The organism is Capilliphycus salinus ALCB114379 (genome assembly GCF_047276495.1).
GTDB classification, from domain to species: domain Bacteria; phylum Cyanobacteriota; class Cyanobacteriia; order Cyanobacteriales; family Microcoleaceae; genus Capilliphycus; species Capilliphycus salinus.
Genome location: NZ_CP178543.1, coordinates 3,354,749 through 3,375,253, shown reverse-complemented (window position 1 = coordinate 3,375,253; position 20,505 = coordinate 3,354,749). Strand labels below are relative to the sequence as shown.

Genomic DNA, 20,505 nt, shown 5'->3' with positions numbered 1-20,505 from the left:
TACCCACTCTAAGGTTTGAAAAAGTTATCTTCTGAACGATCTTTATTTCTCCTATTCATCGATCACGACATGAGCCGGGGAAAGTGAGCAACAATACGACATCCCTGCCCCGAATTGCTTTGAATTTCCAGCTTTCCGCCCAATGCGGCAACCCGTTCTCGCATTCCCTGTAACCCATAGCCCGCTTGACTGTGATGCTGACAAAACCCCCGACCGTTGTCTTCTATGCTCAATTGCAAATTGTTAGCTGTAGTTCGCAGGTTAACCCCAACGGCAGTAGCCTCAGCGTGCTTGCAGATATTAGTGAATCCTTCTTGCACGATGCGATACACCACAGCATTCACCGCGTTGGGAAACGGGAAAGATAAATCGAGATCAACTGTAGGAACAATCTGGGTTGCCGACTGAAATTCCTGGATTAATTTTTCTAAGGCTTGTTCGAGAAGTTCCCCCTGAAGAAGATGGCTGCGGATGTCGGCTACAGAAGTTCTAACCGAGGTCAAGGCATCGCAGCCCAGTTTTTTTGCCTCTTTTAAAGATTCATAAGCTTGTTCGGAGTTGGTCGCCCACAAGGTTATAGCCGCTTCTAACTGAATATTGAGACCAACCAGGGCGTGTCCGAGAGAATCGTGAATATCACGAGCAATGCGATTGCGTTCTTCTACGCTGGTCATTTCAGCAATTTTTTCATTCAACAAACGCTCTTGATCGAGGGAACGACTCAGTTCAGCTTCGGCAATTTGTAAGCGTTGATTCTGGTCTCGAAGCTGAGTTTGAAGCCGTTGAATTGCGAGTTGGTTGTCAATTCGGGCAAAAACTTCTTCAATTTGAAAGGGCTTTGTAATATAATCTACACCTCCAATTGTAAAGGCTTTCACTTTATCAAACACTTCATCTAAAGCGCTGATAAAGATAATCGGAATGTGCTGAGTTTTCGGGTTTTCCTTGAGGCGGCGACAGACCTCATAGCCATTCATTCCGGGCATATTAATATCGAGCAAAATTAGATCTGGGGGTTGGGCTTCTGCTCCCATCAAAGCCGCAGACCCGGTGGGGACTCCTCGAATTTCATACCCTTGCTGTTGCAGTAAGGCCGTTAACGCCCGTAAATTATCTAGGTTGTCATCAACTAACAGAATATCTCCAAAGAACTGCTCAGACTGATTCATGGGCGAAGCCTCCCATTTGATATAGATTTAGTGTAGATCAATATAGATGAAAATGAAAAAAAACCCCGATAGCAATCCTATCGATTGTTGATCTTTATAAAGCGGTTAAATCGCTGCCAGAGCCAAATGTACGACATCAAACATAAAATTTTGAAAAATCAGGCAGGATAAATTACAAATAGTAACCCTTTGGCGTACTGACCGCTTCAATATCATAGGATATACTGAATGGAATAATGTCAAAAGTTAACAAAACTGCCATGAGTAGTTCTCCGGGCGATCGACATGGACTCCGCAAATTCTATCTAGTTGCCCTGGTCGTTCTGGCAATTTTGACAGCACTGGGTTGGCAGCAATTCCAGTCACCTCCAAGTACGGTATTAACCACAGAGGAGACCTCCGCCTTCGATCCGGTCGATGAACCCATACAACCGCTACCGCTTGAGATTAAAATCGACCTCAATAAGTCTGCATTGGGGAAAAAACTATTTCAAGATTCCCGTTTATCCAGTGACGGACAAATTTCCTGTGCAAGCTGTCATCATTTGCAAGCAGGTGGGGCGGATAACAAACGTTATTCTGTCGGTGTCAATGGGGCGATGGGTACGGTGAATGCGCCAACTGTATTTAATGTTCCCTACAACTTTCGGTTTAATTGGGATGGGGAATTTAATACTCTAGCCGATCATACCAACGCCTTAATTCAAACACCCAATGTAATGGGCGGTCGATGGCCGGATGTCATTCAAAAGCTAAAAGCTGTGCCTGAATATCGCCAAGCCTTCGCTAAGATTTACGATGCAGAAATTACTCAAGCAAATGTTATTGATGCGATGGTTGCCTATGAATCAACCCTAACAACTCCCAATGCAGCTTTTGACCGATATCTGCGAGGAGATCGACAAGCTTTATCATCTCAGGAAAAAGAGGGTTATCGGTTATTTAAAACCTACGGTTGTGTTAGCTGCCATCAAGGTGTAAATGTGGGGGGAAATATGTTTCAAAAATTTGGGGTGATTGGGGACTATTTTGCAGATCGGGGCAATCTAACCCAAGCAGATTTTGGTCGATTTAACGTCACCCAAGAAGAGGCAGATCGCTTTATGTTTCGGGTTCCGAGTTTGCGAAATGTGGCACTCACCCCACCCTATTTTCACGATGGAAATGCAGAAACCCTAGAACAAGCAATTAAAATTATGGTGAAATACCAACTGGGTCGTCCAATTCCTCAAGAGCATATTCAATTAATCGCCCAATTTCTACAGACGTTGACCGGGGAAAATCCCGAGAGTTCTTTGAGTGAAAACGCCCTTCGGTAGAACTTTCAGGAGGCATCAATGGCTTGGTTCACTTTCAGGCATCCGACGACAACCCAATCAGCAGTTGAGAGGTCCGACAACAGACGAACAGGAAAAACCTGGTTTAAAGACTATTTTCTTCCAACCGGGGCAACGGTGCTATTTCTGTTATTTTGGATGAAATCTCAGGCGGTGAATTTATCCCAACACAATCGCTATCTCGATGCCCTACGACAACTCCAAGAACTTGATGCTCGTGTCAATCAAGATGTACTCCAACTGCGGTTGGGTTTGCTCGATTATTACGACCCGATTGTCAATCATCAGGCTAAAATTCTGGAACTACATGATATCTTAGAACAACCCCCGGGTTTTACGGGTTCAGTCCGACAGAAATTAATCGCACAGGTACGGGACAATATTCAACTCTGGCAAGAAAAAGATACGCTAATTCAACAGTTTAAATCAAAACACTCGATTCTGAGGAACTCCCTAACTTATTTCCCGATCGCGATCGCGGATTTTTCCACTCAACCGGATGTCAATCCTAAACTCGCCGCCGAGTTGAATACCCTGCTTCAAAATATCTTACTTTTTAACCTTTCCACCGATGAAGAAAAGATTCCCGACTTAACAACAGATCTTGAGAAATTGCGATTTTCAGCCAATGAGGATCTTTCTAATGTTCTTGCCCATGCTGAGATTATTTTAAAATATCGATCCGAGACAGACAATCTGATTGAAACCATTTTGACCAAGCCTACCCGCCAGCAGGAAATGGAACTGGCAAAAACTTACGAAATTGCTTGCTCTGCAGGCAATTGGGTCGGCAAACCTTTACCGTCTGTGGTTCTACGTCCTGTCTACGCTGCTGGTGATGGCGATCGCTATCTCTATCATCTCCAAGCTGAAAACCGCAGCCAGGGCGTTACAACAAAGCGAAACTCGACTACGCAATATTTTTGACAATACCCAGGTGGGCATTTTTCGGACGCGCCTGGGTGATAACCTGGTTATCGAAGCCAATTCCTATTTTGTTGACCTGCTCGGTTACGCAGACAGCAATGCGGTCGTGGGGGTAAAGCAATAAAAATGATTTTTACAAAAATGCTCAGACCCGGCAACAAATGCTAAAAACCGTGTTGCAGACAGGAGAGGTACACAACTTTGAGGCTCAATTTATCCGCCAAGATGGTAGCCTGTGTTGGGTCTTATTGTCTTGTAAACTCAACAAAGCAGAAAACTGTTTGGATAAGGTGGTAACAGATATCAGCGATCGCAAACAAGCTTTATCCGCCCTGCGTCAAAGTGAAGCGACCCAAAGGGCTTTGTTTCAAGCCATTCCCGACTTCACGTTAAGAATGTATCGCGATCGCTCCGATTTTGATATTATCTCTCGGGGGAAAAACTATATTCTCCCCAAAACCATCGAACGGGCGGACTTGTCTGATATATTGCCACCAGAATTAGTCCGGCAGCGCAGGTCAGCGGTTCGGCAAGCGTTGGCATCCCAAGAAATCCAAATTTATGAGCAATGTATGGAGCGATTTGGAGAACCGACCTGGGAAGAAGTGAGAGTTGTGCCGAGGGGTGCCGATGATGTATTGGTGATGATTCGAGATATCAGCGCTCGCAAACAGGCTGAAGCCAATCTAGAACGGGCAACGCAAGAGGCTCAAATTGCCAACCAAGCCAAGAGTCAGTTTCTCTCCAACATGAGCCATGAATTGCGAACGCCTCTAAACGTCATTCTGGGCTTTACTCAACTGATGATCCGCAATCGCGACCTCAATTCCCAACAGCAAGACTACCTCAATTCTATTAATCACAGCAGCGAACATTTGTTGAGTTTGATTAATGATATTTTGGAAATGTCTAAAATTGAAGCGGGAAAAATTAGCCTCAATCTCGGCGATTTTGACCTCTACGGGTTGCTGGATGGAATTTATCTGATGTTCCAATTCAAGGCAAGTTCAAAAGCCTTAGAACTTCAGTTACAAAGAGCGGCGAATTTACCCCAATATATTCGCACCGATGAGAGCAAGCTGCGGCAGATTTTGGTGAATTTGGTGGGCAATGCCGTTAAGTTTACCGAATCCGGCAATATCACCCTACGAGCCTCTCTACTGTCGAAAGAACCGATGGATAACGGCGAGTCGCGACTGAAGTTGCAATTTGAAGTCGAAGATACCGGACATGGCATCGAACCCGCAGAGATAGAATGTTTATTTGAACCGTTTGTTCAAGCCCGAAATAATTCTGCCCACGAAGGCACGGGGTTGGGCTTACCCATCAGTAAAAAGTTTGTAGAATTGATGGGAGGTGAAATGGCGGTTTCCAGTCAGGTGGGGCGGGGCAGTCAGTTTCAATTTTCCATCCGGGCAGAAACCGTTCCCTGTAGTCGGATTGCCACCTGCCATGAAAATCGCCCCGTTGTTGGCTTGAAACCCGGTCAACCTAACTATCGAATTTTAATTGTGGAAGATGTGCCGGAAAGTCGGCAACTTTTAATTGATTTGCTTAAACCTATTGGCTTTGAGTTGAGGGAAGCGGAGAATGGGTTGGAGGCTTTGCAGATTGCTCAACAATGGCAGCCTCATCTGGTTTGGATGGATATTCGGATGCCCGTGATGGATGGCTATGAAGCCACTCAAAAAATGAAGGCTATGGGGGAAAATGCGCCCCTGGTTATTGCCCTAACGAGTAGTGCTTTTAAACAAGAGCAAACCTTGGCGATGAATATTGGTTTTGATGATTTTGTTTGCAAGCCGTTTCGCACAGAAATTATTTTTGAAAAAATGGCTGAGTTTTTGGGCGTGGAGTACATTTATGGTGATTCTACCCTTGCCAACTCCCAAAGCTCAAATGAAATAACTTCTGGAGTTGGTGTTAAACGCATTACTTCTGCCGATCTTCAAGTTATGCCTGAGAATTGGATCGAAAAACTTCACCAAGCCGCAACGAAAGTTAATGGCAAGGAAGTCAACACCCTCATTCAAGAGATTCCTTCAACTCACGCAGAACTGGCTGATTATTTAACTCGGTTGGTTGAAAACTTTAGCTTTGAAGCCATTGTCGCCCTAACAAAGGATTAGTGGATTGCTGATTCAATAATTGATAATTAATAATGGATAATGGATAATGGATAATGGATAATGGATAATGGATAATGGATAATTACCTCGACCATTATCAACAGGATTGATCGGGAGGAAATAATGGATAATGGATAATGGATAATGGATAATGGATAATGGATAATTACCTCGACCATTATCAACAGGATTGATAGGGAGGGAATAATTTTTATTTTTTCTCCTTGAAAGGAGAGGTCTTAAACCTGATTAATTAATGATCAATTATCAATTGTCAATTATCCATTGATAATATTACCCAACCTTCACAACAAGTTCAAACCCAAACCACCGGACTTTCCAGCACATCTACTTCTCAACAAAATCGCCAAGAACCCGAAGCTGCCTTTATTAAGGGGTTGACTGAGACTTTGACTGAAAGGATGACCGCCCGACTCGATGCCGAACCGGAGGAGTTGAAAATCTTTCAGGTTGACCGGGGCGAGAGGGTTTTGCTGTTTGTTAATGGGTTCGTGACGTTTCGGGTTCCAACCGGGAGGGGGTGAGATGGAGTGGAATCGAGTTGTTTTGGGTGCGATTGCTGGCTTGGGTGGATTGATGTTCATCACTGGGAAAGCTTATGCAATTCCAACAGTTATCGAAGTAGCTGCATCTTCTGCTATTGCACAATCAACTGAAGTTGTTTTAATCCCCGGACGGCAAAGCTTAATTGAGTTCCGCAACGGGGAAACCATTCAGTATATCTCTCTGGCTGACGTGCATCAAATTGTCTTCTCAACTGACCTGCCAATTGACAGTGAACAGGCTTCTGTAATTGTGTTGAGAACCATTGAACCTCTGCGGTTGAAGGGTGTTGCTGAAACTCCAACAAGGGGAACTGTTCGTCAAGATTATCCGAATGAAACGGTTTATCCGACTAATTTAGTTGTCGTTACCGTTGATAAAGCGGGGAAAAACGCACCTACACTTTTGACCTAAAAATATCCCTTTCTCCAACTTCTAGAACTTCAACTGAAATAGCCATTATTCAAGAAGAATCAACCCAAACTCAACAATTACTGACTCTCGCTGATGGAAGACAAGCAAATTGGCGAGATATCGAACGGGGTTATGTGGTTGCGTTAAGACAAGGATACACCACCTTCACAGACCCCGTTGTTGGGAAGATTCAAAAGTTTCTAGCCCTGGCGCGTCAGAATGTTCCTTTTTTGGAAGCCGCACAACGAGTTGGATTGCCGTTTGAGGTAATTGAAACTCTTGCAATAATGGGTTTGCAAGCGATACCAACTCAACCTGAACCCGAAAGAATTATTCCTCAACCCCCTTCAACCAATTCCCAGACAGAAACCGCACAAGACAAGCTTAATTTTCCGATTCCAACACCCACACCCGTTCAAATAAAAAACAGATACTTTCGCGGAACAACGGATTAAGCTATGTGTGATCGGCCTAGATTTATGGGTTTTACAGTTAAGTTAATCCGTTAAATCAATTTCTTATCCGTTTCTAAATTCCCAATCTTAACAGATTCCCTTTTTGAAATTTAGTCAAAATCAAGTGAGGAAAACGATGTCTAAAAGTCTTTTAATTTGCGAATCTCCGGGCAAGGTCAAAAAGCTTGCAGAATATGCGGGGAATGATTACGTTGTCATTCCCTGTTACGGTCATGTTCGGGAACTATCCAAATCCGGTCAGTTGGGGATGGGATTTAGTTTGAATACTCAAAAAAAGCGGGTATTTTGTGATTATGTTTCTCGCCACCCCAACAGTCAGAAAGTTTTAAATCGATTGGCTCAGGCGATTAAAAATAGTAGTCGGGTCGTACTGGCAACAGATGAGGATAGAGAGGTAGAATTCATTTCTTGGCACTTGTTTGATGCGCTTAATCTCAAAAATCTAGGCGTTGAAGTTTTGCGGGTAACGTTCACCGAAATTACTAGAAAAGCCGTTCAAAGTGCTTTGGATAATCCCCGACAAATTGATCTGAATTTAGTTCGCGCTGCAATGGCTCGTTCCTGTCTCGATAAGTTGGTGGGATTCAGTTTATCTCCGATGTTGTGGAAAACCGGAACGGGTGCAAAATCGGCAGGTCGTTGTCAGAGTGCGGCTCTCCATTTGTTAGCAGAAAGAGAACGAAAAATTAGCAACTTTAAGCCTCAAGATTACTGGCTAGTGCGATCGCATTATGTCGGTGGATGGGTTGGCAAACTTGTAGACAATTCTCATCAAGAAATCCAGTTTTCTTCCCAACAAGAGGCGACTAATGTTGTGGAGATAACTGCTAATATTTTACATCAAGTTGTTAATCTTGAGAAGAAGGAAGTGAGTAAGTTTCCTCCTGCACCCTTTACGACTAGCACGCTTCAACAAGCCGCAGGAGACAAACTGAATTTAACGACAAAAACAACAATGAATGTCGCTCAGAAACTCTACGAATCTGGATTGATTACTTATATGAGAACGGATTCTTGCTCTTTATCCGAGGAGTTTTGTGTTTGCGTTAAGGCTTATTTACAACAACATGATTTGCAGAATATACCCGAAGTTGTCACCCAACATCGCAACAACAACTCCGCACAAGAAGGACATGAAGCGATTCGACCCACTCATATTGGAGACACTCCCGAACGCTTAAGTTTATCAATTGAGGGGAAAGAGCTACAATTATATGAGTTGATTTGGAATCGGTCAATTGCCTCTCAATGTCAACCCGCTTTGATAAAACAAACCCTGGTTAAAATTGCGGCAAGTGACTATAATTTTATTCTGAAGGGTAATCGTATTGTACAGTTGGGCTATGCAAAGTATTGGAACAATCTAACAGAGGAAAAAACGCTGTCCGAATTTTCGGTTGGACAGGACTTGGAGTTAGAAAATGTTCGTTCGAGTCAACATCAAACCGAGCCTCCAAAACGATTTACCGAACCCAGTTTGGTTAAAACGCTCGAAAAAACTGGGGTGGGCCGTCCTTCAACTTATGCCAACATCATCAATACTTTGTTAGATAGAGTTTATGTCACGCTGGCTAAGAAAAATCTGATGGTTACGGAGTTGGGTTTGAAAGTTGATGAACTTTTGTCTAAAGTTGTTCCCGATGTAATAGACCCCGGTTTTACGGCTCAACTCGAAGCCAATTTGGACGAGATTGCCGCAGGTCAATTGAACTGGGAGAACTGGCTGATTGATTGGAATTCACGGGTGTTTCAACCCGCCTTAAATAAGGGCAATCAAGTTATAGAACGGGTCGTTTCTGAGCAGTTAACGGAGTTTACTTGCCCCATTTGTGATGCCAAGTTGGAAAAGCATCAGTACACGAAAAACCGAGAACTAAAAATGATGCTGCGCTGTTCACAATCCCGTCATCCTGACTGTCAAGATGTTACTTATTTTCAAAGCAATGGCCTGTTCTGGAGTCCGAAATTTGGGGAGTTGCCCGGACAAAAAAAACCTAAACTTTCAGGGGTTAAGAGTAAATCTACAAGTAAAGTGTCTAGAAGTAAAAGGAGAAAACGTTAATGCTCCTGTGCAGGGAATCAGTATCCACGTATCCGCAAATTAGAAGTAATCCTCCCATTGAATAAATTACCATTGGAAACGGAAAACTGACCAACGCAGCAATTGCCAGTTTTGCGATCTAGTGAATGGGGATAAGGGGACTGACTATCAGTGCAGTGAGAAAAAACGCAAACGCCCACATCAGATTTGCGGTTAGCAACGTGAAAGCGATCGCTAAAAGCAATCCTGCGATCGCCCAAAAACAGAAATTTAGGGAACTCGACAAGAACAAGCCTTGTTGATTGAGCCGTTTGGAGTTGTAATTGGGGCGGTAGGGAACGGGTGTGAGGGTGCAACGGTACTGTTTGCGCCACTTTTTCCAAGTGAAGCGGATTTCCTAACCGAAGGCTTGCCACGATATTTTTCTCACAACTTTATATGATTTTAAGGTTTTCTCCCGTTCCGATAGCCCAAGGATAGCTGTGCCTGTCCCATTCCCTTGGGGCGGGGGAATAGCCGATTATCTGTTCTTGAGCCAAACATTTGCCAGACAGCAGTTTAGCCTAGTACGGACGCGAAAAGTAATAGGTTCCCCCCACCCTCAACCTGGGGTCGGTGACACCTCTACTTTTGGCGCTTGTAAAAAACTAACCCATCGGTTAGTACAGTTTTTTTATAGATTCTTGTACTGTTGTTTTACGGAGAGCAGACAACCATAGTCGAAACTTTTATTTGCCATTTAAAAATTTGAATAACCGATTGAATTGAGGCTATTTCTAGTTGTACGGATGGCATATTTTATAGAGTCAAACCTGTAAATCGCCCGATCTCAACCATTCATCAAGGCAGATTTTTTCACGTCAAGTAGAAAATTTAAAGATTGAAATGAGAAGTTAAAGTAAGTTTCAACCAGTTCTTGTACTAAGTTTTTATGGGGGAAAGTATGAACACCTTGGAGTATACGTTACGATTTATCTCGGATTCTTTGCTGAAAGTTAGACCTTTGGAAACTTCCCTTTTATCTCTTGATGAAGTTCTCACCTATCATGCCGGAGATGAAATTTTCATTAGTGCTTACACTCCCAATTTACAGGGGAAATATATTCGGGTTTATTTGGATGAATTTGATGCCCGTTCTGTTGAAACAGCGCCCAAACAATATTACTGTTATGGTAAGGATGTTGAAATTGTATTAACCGCAGTTTCTCGCGGCGAAGAACCCAGTCAACAATATCCCCCGGTTCTTCCTCCAAAAGTTGATTTAAAAGTTCCTTATCATACCCAACTGAATAATTTAGAACATCCTCACGGTGCTTGTAATGTGACTTGTGTGGCGATGGTTCTTAAATATTATGGGATTGATTCTCGCACCGCACAAGAGATTAACAATGATGTACAACTGGAAGACGTGTTATTTCGTAAAACTGAAGAATGGGATCAACAGTATGGATATACAGGTGCAACCAAAACCCGTCACATTCCCCAATTTATTCAACGACTGTTGCGAGAATGGGGCGAAGAACATGGGCCGGGAAAACTTCAGAATACTACTTTCAAAAATGTGACAACTGAAACCGAAATTAAACAACATTTAGCCAAGGGTCATCCGGTAATTATTCACGGTTATTTTACCAACTCCGGTCATATTATTGTGATCAAAGGATATGACGAAAAAGAAAAAGTTTGGATCTGTAACGACCCCAACGGTAAATGGTTGGGATATCGGGGCGGATATGCGGATGCAAATATTAGTGGCGGTGATGTTCGCTATAGCTATGCTGAGGTTCGCACGGTCTGGGATGTTGATGGCGAAAGTTGGTGTCATTTTCCTCTATCCTAATCCTTTTTAGCTAGTCGTTACAGAAACGACCCCGACGAACTAACTGTTAATAACAATCTTTCACCACTGTTATGACTGAAGTACCTCCCTAAAAATACTCGAATCAGAGCGCAAATTTGCGTCAAAGCGTTAAATTCACTAAGCTTAGAAGTTTGTGCCAATCCTCACCTAACCAAGCAGTCGTTTTAGCGACGTGTGGCTGAAGTTTTCCAACCACAGAAGCAAACCCTTCGGCTTTTTTGGCATAGTTTAAAGCTCGATCTAATGCTTGACCAACCTCATCTTTATCGGGTTGTGGTTTATTGATTTCTTCCTGAGCATCTTCAAAAGCGTTATCAATTTTACGACGGTCTGAACTTTCTAACTTCGTCAATATGTCACGTAAAGCGTTGAGTTCTACTTGTATGTTAACGCTTGCAGGTGCGGGTAAACGATTAGTTTTTTGATAATGCACTTTTGTAGCATTATTGTCTCCCGTTATGATTGCACCACCAGTGATATCATTACCGACAACAACTGAACGATCTTGTCCGACTTTGCGATCGCCTATTATGATTACACTATCTTTGGTACGACCCCCGACAGAAACCGAACTCTCTTGTCCGCTCTTATTATCATTTTTCACACTATTATCTTTCTCGGAGTTTACTGGGGTCTGATAACGCCGTTGTCTAAATTTAATCTCTGGGGTTAAAAATTCAGGAATTCCTTGTAAATCAATGGAGGTACAACCCATTTGAAAACAATCTTGATAATTCCTTCCCGCAGCCAAGGCTGTATAAAATCCGATGCTAAACTTAATCGCCGCTTGATCTCCAATCGCCCGATTCATTCCCACAACGCAATCAATATGTTGGTAAATTGCTGTGGCTTGTTCCTCGCTGTAGCAGGCGTTGAGTAAAACACATTCAACTTGTTGTTGAAATAAATCAAATAGCTTTGCTAAAGCTTGTGTACTGACCAGTTTCATTTGTCCAGAATGATCTTCGAGGGCCAATCCATCACTACCCGAACCATGTCCAGAAAAGTGGACAATTGTAGGTTGATGGTGGGACAAAAAGCGAGTTAAATCATCCACTCGTACCGCAGATTCAGTGATGATTTTAAAATCATCTTGATTGGGAGAGAGTTGCAGTGTATTCTTGATTTCTCGCAGTTCTTCATCTAAGCGCAAATGAGTTGTATTTTTGGGGTTGGCAGAGAGGATAAGGATCTTTTTCATGGTGTCATGTAATATCAAATCCGGTTCGATCAGCAGCTTAACAGATTAAGTACATCTGAGCCAACAAATATATTGACAAACGAATCGGAAATATGATATTCTAACTTTAGATAAGGGCGGAATGATTTTCTATTTGTTAGAGCAATCTTTTGATTGAAAGGCAATACTAAGATAGAAAGCTGTAAGTTTTAACCTTGCTGTTGTATCTGTTTTGGTAAACGTTGAAAATTTTTTCAATTAGGGGAATCTAAAATGTTAAAGGTAACTGGCTTGCCCAATGGGATTACTCAATCTGATCTAGATCAGATTTTTTCAGACTATGAAATTCTAAAGTATGAGATGAGAACCGAAGCAAATGGGAGTATTTCATATTTCGTCGAGCTAAGAGAGAATGAAGTCACTGCTCGTAAGAAGCTAGATAACACACCGCAGACAATAAGGGGAGAGAGGTATATTATTCGTGTCGATGATTTTTTAGGCGGTAAAGATGAAAATTGTGGTCAGCATCCTAGCCAACCACCTTGTCCAACACCAGTCCCAAAAGAATAAACCAAAAAGCAAAAGTAACGTAAAACAGTGAAAACTAGAGCAATGATCAGGAGAATAATTGGGCATATAAAAGCAGCAGAAGTATATAGCAAAACCCTTGGTGCAGGCTAGGATGACTGCACATAGTTACAAAAATTTAAAGTCCTTCTGATGTAAGCTGTGCATCTATTTTCCGTAGTAAATTTATTGCCACAATAGTGTAATCGTAAATTTTCATATACATAGACAGGAGTCAATTGAGAACTATGAATGAAGTAACTAGGGAAAAACAAGAAATTCTGTGTTTAGTAACACTAACCCCTGGGAAGGGCTTACTTGACCAAGTTAGGGAAATTGAAAGGGATATGAATGATGATAGTAGATTCAATGTTGAGATAGAATATGTTAGATCTAACAATCGTGTTGGTGAACTAATTCAGGGAGCAACACCTAGTCCTCACATAATTCATATTGCTGCTGAAAGTCCAAAAGATGGTGAAATTGAAATTCCTGACACAGATAATGAAAAGATATATATATTAAAGCCAAATATTCTAGCTGGTTTTTTCTCAAACACCAAGAATATTAACTGTGTGCTTCTTAATTTTTGTTACTCAAAAAGAGTAGCTGAATTAATTGAAAAATCTGAATTTGAAAAATCTGATGGTGTCCAATGTGTAATTGCAATAGATCATAGAATTGAGATAGAGGGAGCAGCCGCCTTTTCTTCTAGCTTTTATAAAGCTTTGAAGGGGAACCTTCTAAACTCAAAAATTATTCAAGAAGCATTTGAAAAGGGAAAAGCAGCCGCAGACGATAGGAAAACAGAGGGTGAGGGTGAATATTGTATATTTCAAAAACAAATTAAACAACCCGAAATGCAGTTAGTAGAACCCTCAGAGGGAAGCAATATTTCAAGAAATTGTCAATTTACAGGTACTTTCAAGAACTTGCCTGATGGTGCAAGTATGTGGGCTTATGTAAATGCGACATTACAACGTAAATTTTATTTGGTTCCCATAGATGATTACCGAAGTGATGGGACATGGTTTAAAGAGGTGATCGTTGGTGAACAAAATGACACAAATAGTTATAGAATAGGAGTTCTGATTGTAGAGCAAAAAGAAACCCAACAGTTGAACGATACTTTTTCTAGATTGGGTATTTTGTCCTTGGACAATTTGCCTAATGGGTCGCTGAAATTTGGTGACCGTGCTGTGAGAAGACAGTAAAATATATTACAGCTAACTTGCAAGCCCTACATCAATTACATAGTTTTTTTGAACTTTTTGGTTGGGTTTGCAAGTAATCGCGAATATGGTTGCATCCTTTGTCTTGCAACCCCTGTAAACTCATATCTGACACATCCCAGAGCAAAACAAGTTGATCTGCACCCGTAGAAACCAACCATTTGCTGTCGGAACTAAATCTGACACTATGCACGATAGCTTCGTGTCCCGCCAGTGTTGTGATTAACGTTCCATCCGATTGCCACAGCTTAATGGTTTTATCACTACTAGCAGAGGCGATCATTTTTCCGTTAGGGCTAAAGCTGGCATCAAGCACCGCAGCAGTATGTTCCGTCAGTGTTGTGATTAAAGTTCCATCCCGTCTCCAGAGCTTAATTGTCTTGTCAGCACTAGCCGTGAGGATTCTTGTTCCATCTGGACTGAAACCAACAGACCTAACTGGACTCGTATGTCCTTTCAGGATTTGGAGTTCTTTACCCTCAGCACTCCATAATTTTACTTCCCGATCATCCCCAGCAGTCGCAATTGTTTGTCCATCGGGGCTAAAAGCTACACTCAAAACTCTACCCCTGTGTCCTTCTAAGGTGATAATTTCTTGACCGTCTAAACTCCAAAGTTTTACGGTTCCATCCGAACTGGCGGAGGCAATTCTGTTTCTGTCATTACTAAAGCTAACGGTATTAACCCCATATTTATGACCTTCTATTGTTCTCTGGAGTTGCCCATTTACACTCCAAAGCTTGATTGTGTTGTCATTGCCACCACTAGCAATAATGTTTCCATTGGGACTAAAGCTAACCGCATTAACCTCACTTTTATGCTCTTGCAAAGTTAAAATTTGTTTACCTTCTCTGCTCCAGATTTTCACTGTTCCATCAGAGCTTGCACTAGCAATTCGTTTACCATCTGGGCTAAACGCAGCATCAAGTACGTTATTTTGATGTCCAAATAAAACAGTCAACCTACTTCGGTTTACTTGCCAAAGCTTTGTGATACTATCGTTACTAGCCGTCGCCAGTATTTGTCCATCTGGGCTAAAAGTGACGCTGGGAATTGCCCCCTGATGACCCACCCAAGTATCCAGTAATCTAACATCTTTGCCATTTCGCACCCAGAGTTTTATCGTTCCATCCTCACGACCAGAAGCAATTGTTTGTCCATCCTGACTGACGCTAACACTCCATACATCAGGATGCTCAAGGGTGTTTATCAGTTCTCCCTCTCGACTCCAGAGCTTGACGGTTCCATCTATACTAGCAGTGGCAAACATCTGACCGTCACCGCTAAAATCTGCACTCATAACGGCGTCAGAGTGTTTGTCGAGAGTTTTTATTAGGGTACCATCCGGACTCCAGAGTTTTACGGTTTTATCATCGCTAACCGTAACAATCTGATCGCCTTTAGGACTAAAACTCACCTGCCTTATAAATTTCTCATGTCCCTTCAGGGTATGGAGCAATTGACCATCCATTCCCCACAGTTTTACAGTTTTGTCATCACTCGCAGAAGCGATGGTCTGTCCATCCGGGCTAAAACTGATGCTCGTAACTCCATGACCCTTGTAAGCCTTAATAACTCCTATTGAATTGCCGTTGCTGTCCCAAAGCCTGACTGTTCCATCCCAACTTCCTGAGGCAATCATCTTATTATCAGGGCTAAAACGGACGCTCGTAACTGGTTCTGTATGCCCTTCTAAAGTTTTGAATAGGCTTCCATCCCGTCGCCACAACTTGACGGTGTTATCGTAGCTGGCTGTAGCAAGCATCTGACCATCTGGGCTAAAGCTAACACTCTGAACAGTTCTTTGATGTCCTTCTAAACGGTTTTGCTCCCTCACCCAACTCACAGACTGTGCTAAAGTGCTGAGAACACTAGCTTGGCGTTCTTGGTCTTTACTACCCCAAGGTAGTCGTTGCAAGCGCTCTCCCGCGTCTAGTGCATCAGTCAAAGCGTCCAAAGAATTTCGGTTCACTTTGAAATCAGCTTGTGAAGATTGCGTCGAAGCATTAATTAAAGCGATTTCTGCTTGTCTCCATTGATATGCAGCAACAATAGACAAGCTAACAAATACGACCGATGTAATAGAAGTAATTAGGAACAGACGCTTTCTACGTTTTTCCTCTTTTTTCAGCAGGCGATCGCGCAATGCTAAACTAGCTTCAATAAACTCTTGCTCCCCCGAACTAAGATCCTCTCGGCGTTGTTTGAGATTCTCTTCCGCCTCCGCTAACGCAGCACCCCGTAACAATCCCCCTTCATCCCGTTGCGTTTGTTCCCATTGATACATTGCTGCTCTTAATCGCTCTTGCCAAGTGCGAAAGCTGCGGTCTGTATCCATCCATTGTCGCAGTTCACTCCAATTGCGAATTAACGCTTCATGGACAACTTCTACTGTTTCTTGGTTGGCCGCATTTCGACTGGTAACAACTAATCGTGCATCTGCCAATTGTTTGACCAAAGACCAACTAGCATCCGCTAATTCCACTTTTGTTGCGAGTCTGCGGGTATCTTCGGTTCCTTCACCGGGACGGACTAATTGGATAAAAATTCGCTGCACCTGTTCTTTTTGAGCAGCACTCAGCTTACTATAATTCTCATCTGCATGACGAGCCAAAGCGCCTTGAACCTGACCAATTTCTTCATAAGCTGCGTGGGTTAATTGTTTACCCTTTCGCCGTTTCCACAACTCCGTTAACGCAAACTCCAACAAAGGTAAATTTCCCGGTTCATCTTCGACATCATCTAATATTCGTTCCATCAATCCCGCTTCAAAGGTTACTCCCAATTTGTCAGCAGGCTTAACAATTACTTGTGAAAGTTCCTCACGGTTCATCGGCCCCAACTTAAGATCAGCATTTTGCAACACATCTGCAAATCGACGATAGGACAAAGCATTTCCCAGAAAATCCGCTCGCATTGTTGCAACTAACACATGGGGAAATTGGGATTGAGAAGAAGAGAATTGAAAGCTGGTTAATAAGATGTCGAGAAAACGATAGCGGGTTTTCTGTTCCGCACACAAGGTATAAAGTTCTTCAAATTGATCGGCAATCAACAATATTCGATGATTGGGATAATTTCGTTCAATTTGGGATAAAACATCTTGAAGGGGAAGCGAACCCTCAACAAAATATTCGGCTAATTGACGGGCTTGACGCATTTGTTCAGTTGCATTTTTATCCGGTTCATAAAGTGGAACGAGCGACTCAGCCAAAGCATGAAAAGGATCTGAACTGGGACGGAAATGGGTAAACTTCCAATAACCTTCTTTTTGCAGTTTCGGTACTAACCCAGCCATAACCAATGAAGACTTTCCGCTTCCCGATGCACCCAAAACGGGTATAAAATTACGGGTTTGAGTTGTAGTGAATAGTTCTTGTATAAATACCTCACGTCCAAAGAAAAACTCCGCATCATTAGGGCCAAAGTGAAACAAACCGCGATAAGGACAGGGAAGATTTTCTTCAGCAGTATTTGTAGATTCAACAGGTAGTATCTGGGCTTCTTCGCGGTAATAGTAGTTAGTAATAGTAATATTAGCCGTATTGCGATCGCCAGGAATAATGATACTTTTGTTTGCATCCCGGTTAATTGTTACACTGCGGTCATCTTCCGAATAAATGTTATTATTAGTTGCCGGATTTCCTAAAACTGTACTTGGCTCTCCTTCTAGAATAATCTTTTGATCTTCTTGTTCTTCTGGCATATAAAAACCTAATTTTAATTAGCCTCAGTTTACTCATCTAAAACGAAAAACCTCAGTTCAAGATTAAATAGCACAGCACCGCACATCGTTATACAAGAAATGTCGAGAAAGTCGGCAACTGTTCTCCTCGCTCGGGAAAGTTGGTTGAGAAACAACGCTTCTATCCCTGCGCCTTGATTAGTGCTGGATTATTTTGAAGTATAACATTAGCTCCCCCTTTTTGGAATACAACAGTATACAGCACTACTGTCATGCTGCTAAGTTTTCCCGGTTCGGTCAAGGATACCGCAATTATACCAGGGAGAACGTTTTCCCAGGTACAGATTAATAAATTTTAATTTCCGATAGCGATCGCTTTTTTAATCACTTGAATTTCCCGACCAATTCGTTCGGCGAGTTCGGGGACATGACTGATTACACCAATCATTTGACCGCCCATTTTAAACCCAATTAGAGTATCAACAACTCGATCTAAATCATTAACCCCGACGCTCGAAAATCCTTCATCTATGAACAAAAACTCTTGATTTCGTCCCCGATTAAATCGTTCTGATAAAGCCAACGCCAACGCTAAAGAAGCCTGAAACGTTTCGCCACCCGATAAAGAAGATACAGGTCGCACATCATCCCCGCAATGGCTATCAATAATCTCATAACCGCCTTCACCCAATCGGAACTGAAATTGACTCGGGAAGCGAGTCAACCGCAAGCCCCGCCTTTTCAAGGCGGGGAACGGTTGACCGTCGCTTAAATTATAGAGATGTACCGAAGCATTTTGCAGCAACTCCGCCTCAAACTTATTCAAAATATCGGTTAAAAACTGAGCGGGTTGTAAGTGCTTTTTCAGGGTTGCATAGTCATCGTATTCAACTTGAGTTTGTTTCAACTTATTTTCTAAGTCCCCTTTTTTCAGTTTGTCCTCAGCATCTTTTTTTAGCCGGGATTCCAAATTAAATATAAGCTGACGAACACTTTCTATATTGTTATCCATTTCATTAACTTCACGCCGAATATTCTCGAACTCTTGAACATCAACACTTTTATCGGCTAAGTCCGACTTTAAGTTAGAAATCCGTTCGGCGAGAACTAATTGTTTCGTGTCAAAGTCTTTAACTTTTTCTGCTAACTGTTTGCGCTGTGGAATTAAAGTATAAGCCGAATGAAAATCTGCTTCAGACCAGCCTTTTTCTGCAAGCAATGCTTCCCAATCTTGGATTAATTTACAAAGCTTTTCATCAATTTCTTGAATCTGTTCTTGTTTGGTCTGTAAACGAGTTAAAGCGGTGGTTTGTTCGTTCCTAGCATCCGCTATAATTCGATTCAATTCCATATATTTTGTATTGAAATCCCTTGTCGCTTGGCGCAGTTTAACGGTTTCCCTTTTGAGTTCTTCCAGCCTGTTTAACCGTTCATCTTCAGATAAACTTGTTAAATCTTCGATATTTTTTAATTCTTCAAGCAGTGCGACTGATTGAGATTCGCAATCATCTATTATATTACTCAAACCTTCGATTTCTGAATGAATAATTGAATACCGAACTTGTGCATTTCGATAGTTTTCACTTACTTTATCTAAAGCCAATTTTAAATCGTTCTCTGCTTTTTGACTCTGGGATACCCGATTATTTTGAGAATGATAAATCCCTCCACAGACGGGACAGGAATCCCCCTCGTGCAAATGTTCTCGAATTAATGCGGCTTGATTGAACTTTAAAGCTTCACTGTACGCCTTTTGAGCCTCATCTAATTCTAACGTCAACCGAGACAATTCAGCTTGAATGACTTTCCAATCCTCCTGTTTAGATTTGAATTCATATTGAGCTTTAACCCGATTATTTGTAACCGATGATAAGGTTGTTATCTCCGAAAGTTTATCTTCTAACAGTTCCAACCTTTTTACGTCAGGTTTTCCCGATTCCAGTTCCCGCAATTTTATTTCTGTTTCTTGAGTTTTATGTTCTGCCGATTTCAGCGTTGTTTCTAATTCCGTTGTGGATTTTTTCGCCTCTAAGAGTTGATTTCTATACCCATCCAATTCAACTTTTAGAGGATGAATTTCCGAAGCTGTATCGATTCGGATTAAATTTGCTCTGGCTTGGGAAATCATCTCCAATTGCTCGTTTAACTCGTTTAAATCCTTCTGAGCGATATCAAGTTTATTCTGTTTCTCTATTAAATTGTTCAACAACGTTAAACGATTTGATGCTAATTTTTGAGACTCTTTTAGTTTGGGAAGTTCGGCTTGATAATGTTTAAGTTCTTGTTTCCAGTTACTAATCATCTCCGGCTCTGCTACTATTATCACTGATAGCGAACCTTTAATTTCTGCTAATATGTTCCCAATTTCAGCTTCTTTTTCATCGGCAATGGATTTCATTTTATCCAAAATTTCTAACCCCGCCAACTTTTTCAACAACTCGCGCCGCTTGGCGCTATTGCCATTCAAAAACTCGTCAAACTTCCCTTGAGGTAAAACAACAGTCCGGGTAAAATCGTCATATTTAAGCTTCAGCAATTGGATGATTGTTTCATTGACAACTTTATAGGTATCTGCAAGAATTTCCCATTCCCCATCATTGAAATAACGCAAGACCGAAAGTTTATTGGAAACTGCGTCTTTTTTCCTCGCCCACACCCGTTGAACTTGATATCGTTCGCCGTCAACCCTAAATTCCAATTCAATTTTTAATTGATTGCATCCGGGTCTGATGCGATAGATTGGATTTAAACCCCTCGAAGATTTGTCGTATAAAACCAGACAGATTGCATCTAAAATCGATGATTTCCCCGCCCCTTTCAGCCCCTTTATGGCAAATAAATCGAGGTTCAATTTCTCAAAATTGAGGGTTTGACGAGTTGCAAATGAAGTCATTCCTTCAAAACTTAATTGAATCGGACGCAT

General features: G+C 42.0%; 15 protein-coding genes. 10 read left to right on the top strand and 5 right to left on the bottom strand.

What is annotated here, in order from left to right; all coding sequences use genetic code 11:
* Positions 1-62 precede the first annotated feature (62 nt).
* Positions 63-1,169 carry a response regulator gene (locus tag ACL6C3_RS14015; protein WP_413167809.1) on the bottom strand — a complete coding sequence of 369 codons (1,107 nt, stop codon included), beginning with the start codon at positions 1,167-1,169 and terminating at the stop codon, positions 63-65.
* Positions 1,170-1,429: 260 nt separating this feature from the next.
* Between ACL6C3_RS14015 and ACL6C3_RS14010 the strand changes: the two genes are divergently transcribed.
* The 7 genes from ACL6C3_RS14010 to topA all read left to right on the top strand — a co-directional run bounded on the left by ACL6C3_RS14010 (position 1,430) and on the right by topA (position 9,078).
* The gene (locus tag ACL6C3_RS14010; protein ID WP_413167808.1) at positions 1,430-2,488 is read left to right on the top strand and encodes a cytochrome-c peroxidase; all 1,059 of its coding nucleotides are present in this window, start codon (positions 1,430-1,432) and stop codon (positions 2,486-2,488) included.
* An 18-nt stretch (positions 2,489-2,506) separates the two neighbouring features.
* On the top strand, positions 2,507-3,433 hold the full coding sequence (locus tag ACL6C3_RS14005) for a DAHL domain-containing protein (protein WP_413167807.1): 927 nt from the start codon (positions 2,507-2,509) through the stop codon (positions 3,431-3,433).
* Positions 3,345-3,557 (top strand): PAS domain-containing protein, encoded by a 213-nt coding sequence (locus tag ACL6C3_RS14000; protein ID WP_413167806.1) that lies wholly within the window; start codon positions 3,345-3,347, stop codon positions 3,555-3,557. The genes ACL6C3_RS14005 and ACL6C3_RS14000 overlap by 89 nt, the downstream gene beginning before the upstream one ends.
* 37 nt (positions 3,558-3,594) lie before the next feature.
* Positions 3,595-5,562: an ATP-binding protein gene (locus tag ACL6C3_RS13995; RefSeq protein WP_413167805.1), complete on the top strand. Its 1,968-nt coding sequence runs from the start codon at positions 3,595-3,597 to the stop codon at positions 5,560-5,562.
* 546 nt (positions 5,563-6,108) lie between these two features.
* On the top strand, positions 6,109-6,540 hold the full coding sequence (locus tag ACL6C3_RS13990; protein ID WP_413167803.1) for a hypothetical protein: 432 nt from the start codon (positions 6,109-6,111) through the stop codon (positions 6,538-6,540).
* A 134-nt stretch (positions 6,541-6,674) separates the two neighbouring features.
* On the top strand, positions 6,675-6,995 hold the full coding sequence (locus ACL6C3_RS13985) for a hypothetical protein (RefSeq protein ID WP_413167802.1): 321 nt from the start codon (positions 6,675-6,677) through the stop codon (positions 6,993-6,995).
* A gap of 136 nt (positions 6,996-7,131) precedes the next feature.
* The gene (topA, locus tag ACL6C3_RS13980; protein ID WP_413167800.1) at positions 7,132-9,078 is read left to right on the top strand and encodes a type I DNA topoisomerase; all 1,947 of its coding nucleotides are present in this window, start codon (positions 7,132-7,134) and stop codon (positions 9,076-9,078) included.
* 17 nt (positions 9,079-9,095) lie between these two features.
* Here the strand turns inward: topA and ACL6C3_RS13975 are convergent, their stop codons facing one another.
* Positions 9,096-9,473, bottom strand: a complete 378-nt coding sequence (locus tag ACL6C3_RS13975; RefSeq protein ID WP_413167799.1) for a hypothetical protein — start codon at positions 9,471-9,473, stop codon at positions 9,096-9,098.
* 527 nt (positions 9,474-10,000) lie between these two features.
* On the opposite strand from ACL6C3_RS13975, the gene ACL6C3_RS13970 reads away from it, so the two are divergent.
* Positions 10,001-10,897, top strand: a complete 897-nt coding sequence (locus ACL6C3_RS13970; protein WP_413167798.1) for a C39 family peptidase — start codon at positions 10,001-10,003, stop codon at positions 10,895-10,897.
* A gap of 121 nt (positions 10,898-11,018) precedes the next feature.
* On the opposite strand, the gene ACL6C3_RS13965 is transcribed toward ACL6C3_RS13970, so the two are convergent.
* On the bottom strand, positions 11,019-12,119 hold the full coding sequence (locus tag ACL6C3_RS13965; protein WP_413167797.1) for a CHAT domain-containing protein: 1,101 nt from the start codon (positions 12,117-12,119) through the stop codon (positions 11,019-11,021).
* Positions 12,120-12,371: 252 nt separating this feature from the next.
* Between ACL6C3_RS13965 and ACL6C3_RS13960 the strand changes: the two genes are divergently transcribed.
* Together ACL6C3_RS13960 and ACL6C3_RS13955 are read left to right on the top strand one after the other, a co-directional pair.
* Positions 12,372-12,668, top strand: coding sequence for a hypothetical protein (locus tag ACL6C3_RS13960; protein ID WP_413167796.1), 297 nt, complete (start codon positions 12,372-12,374; stop codon positions 12,666-12,668).
* Between the two features lie 245 nt (positions 12,669-12,913).
* On the top strand, positions 12,914-13,879 hold the full coding sequence (locus ACL6C3_RS13955; protein WP_413167795.1) for a hypothetical protein: 966 nt from the start codon (positions 12,914-12,916) through the stop codon (positions 13,877-13,879).
* 31 nt (positions 13,880-13,910) lie between these two features.
* Here ACL6C3_RS13955 and ACL6C3_RS13950 read toward each other — a convergent pair whose 3' ends face one another.
* Both ACL6C3_RS13950 and ACL6C3_RS13945 read right to left on the bottom strand, forming a co-directional pair.
* Positions 13,911-17,603, bottom strand: coding sequence for a WD40 repeat domain-containing protein (locus tag ACL6C3_RS13950; RefSeq protein WP_413167794.1), 3,693 nt, complete (start codon positions 17,601-17,603; stop codon positions 13,911-13,913).
* A 334-nt stretch (positions 17,604-17,937) separates the two neighbouring features.
* On the bottom strand, positions 17,938-20,505 hold the full coding sequence (locus tag ACL6C3_RS13945) for an AAA family ATPase (RefSeq protein ID WP_413167792.1): 2,568 nt from the start codon (positions 20,503-20,505) through the stop codon (positions 17,938-17,940).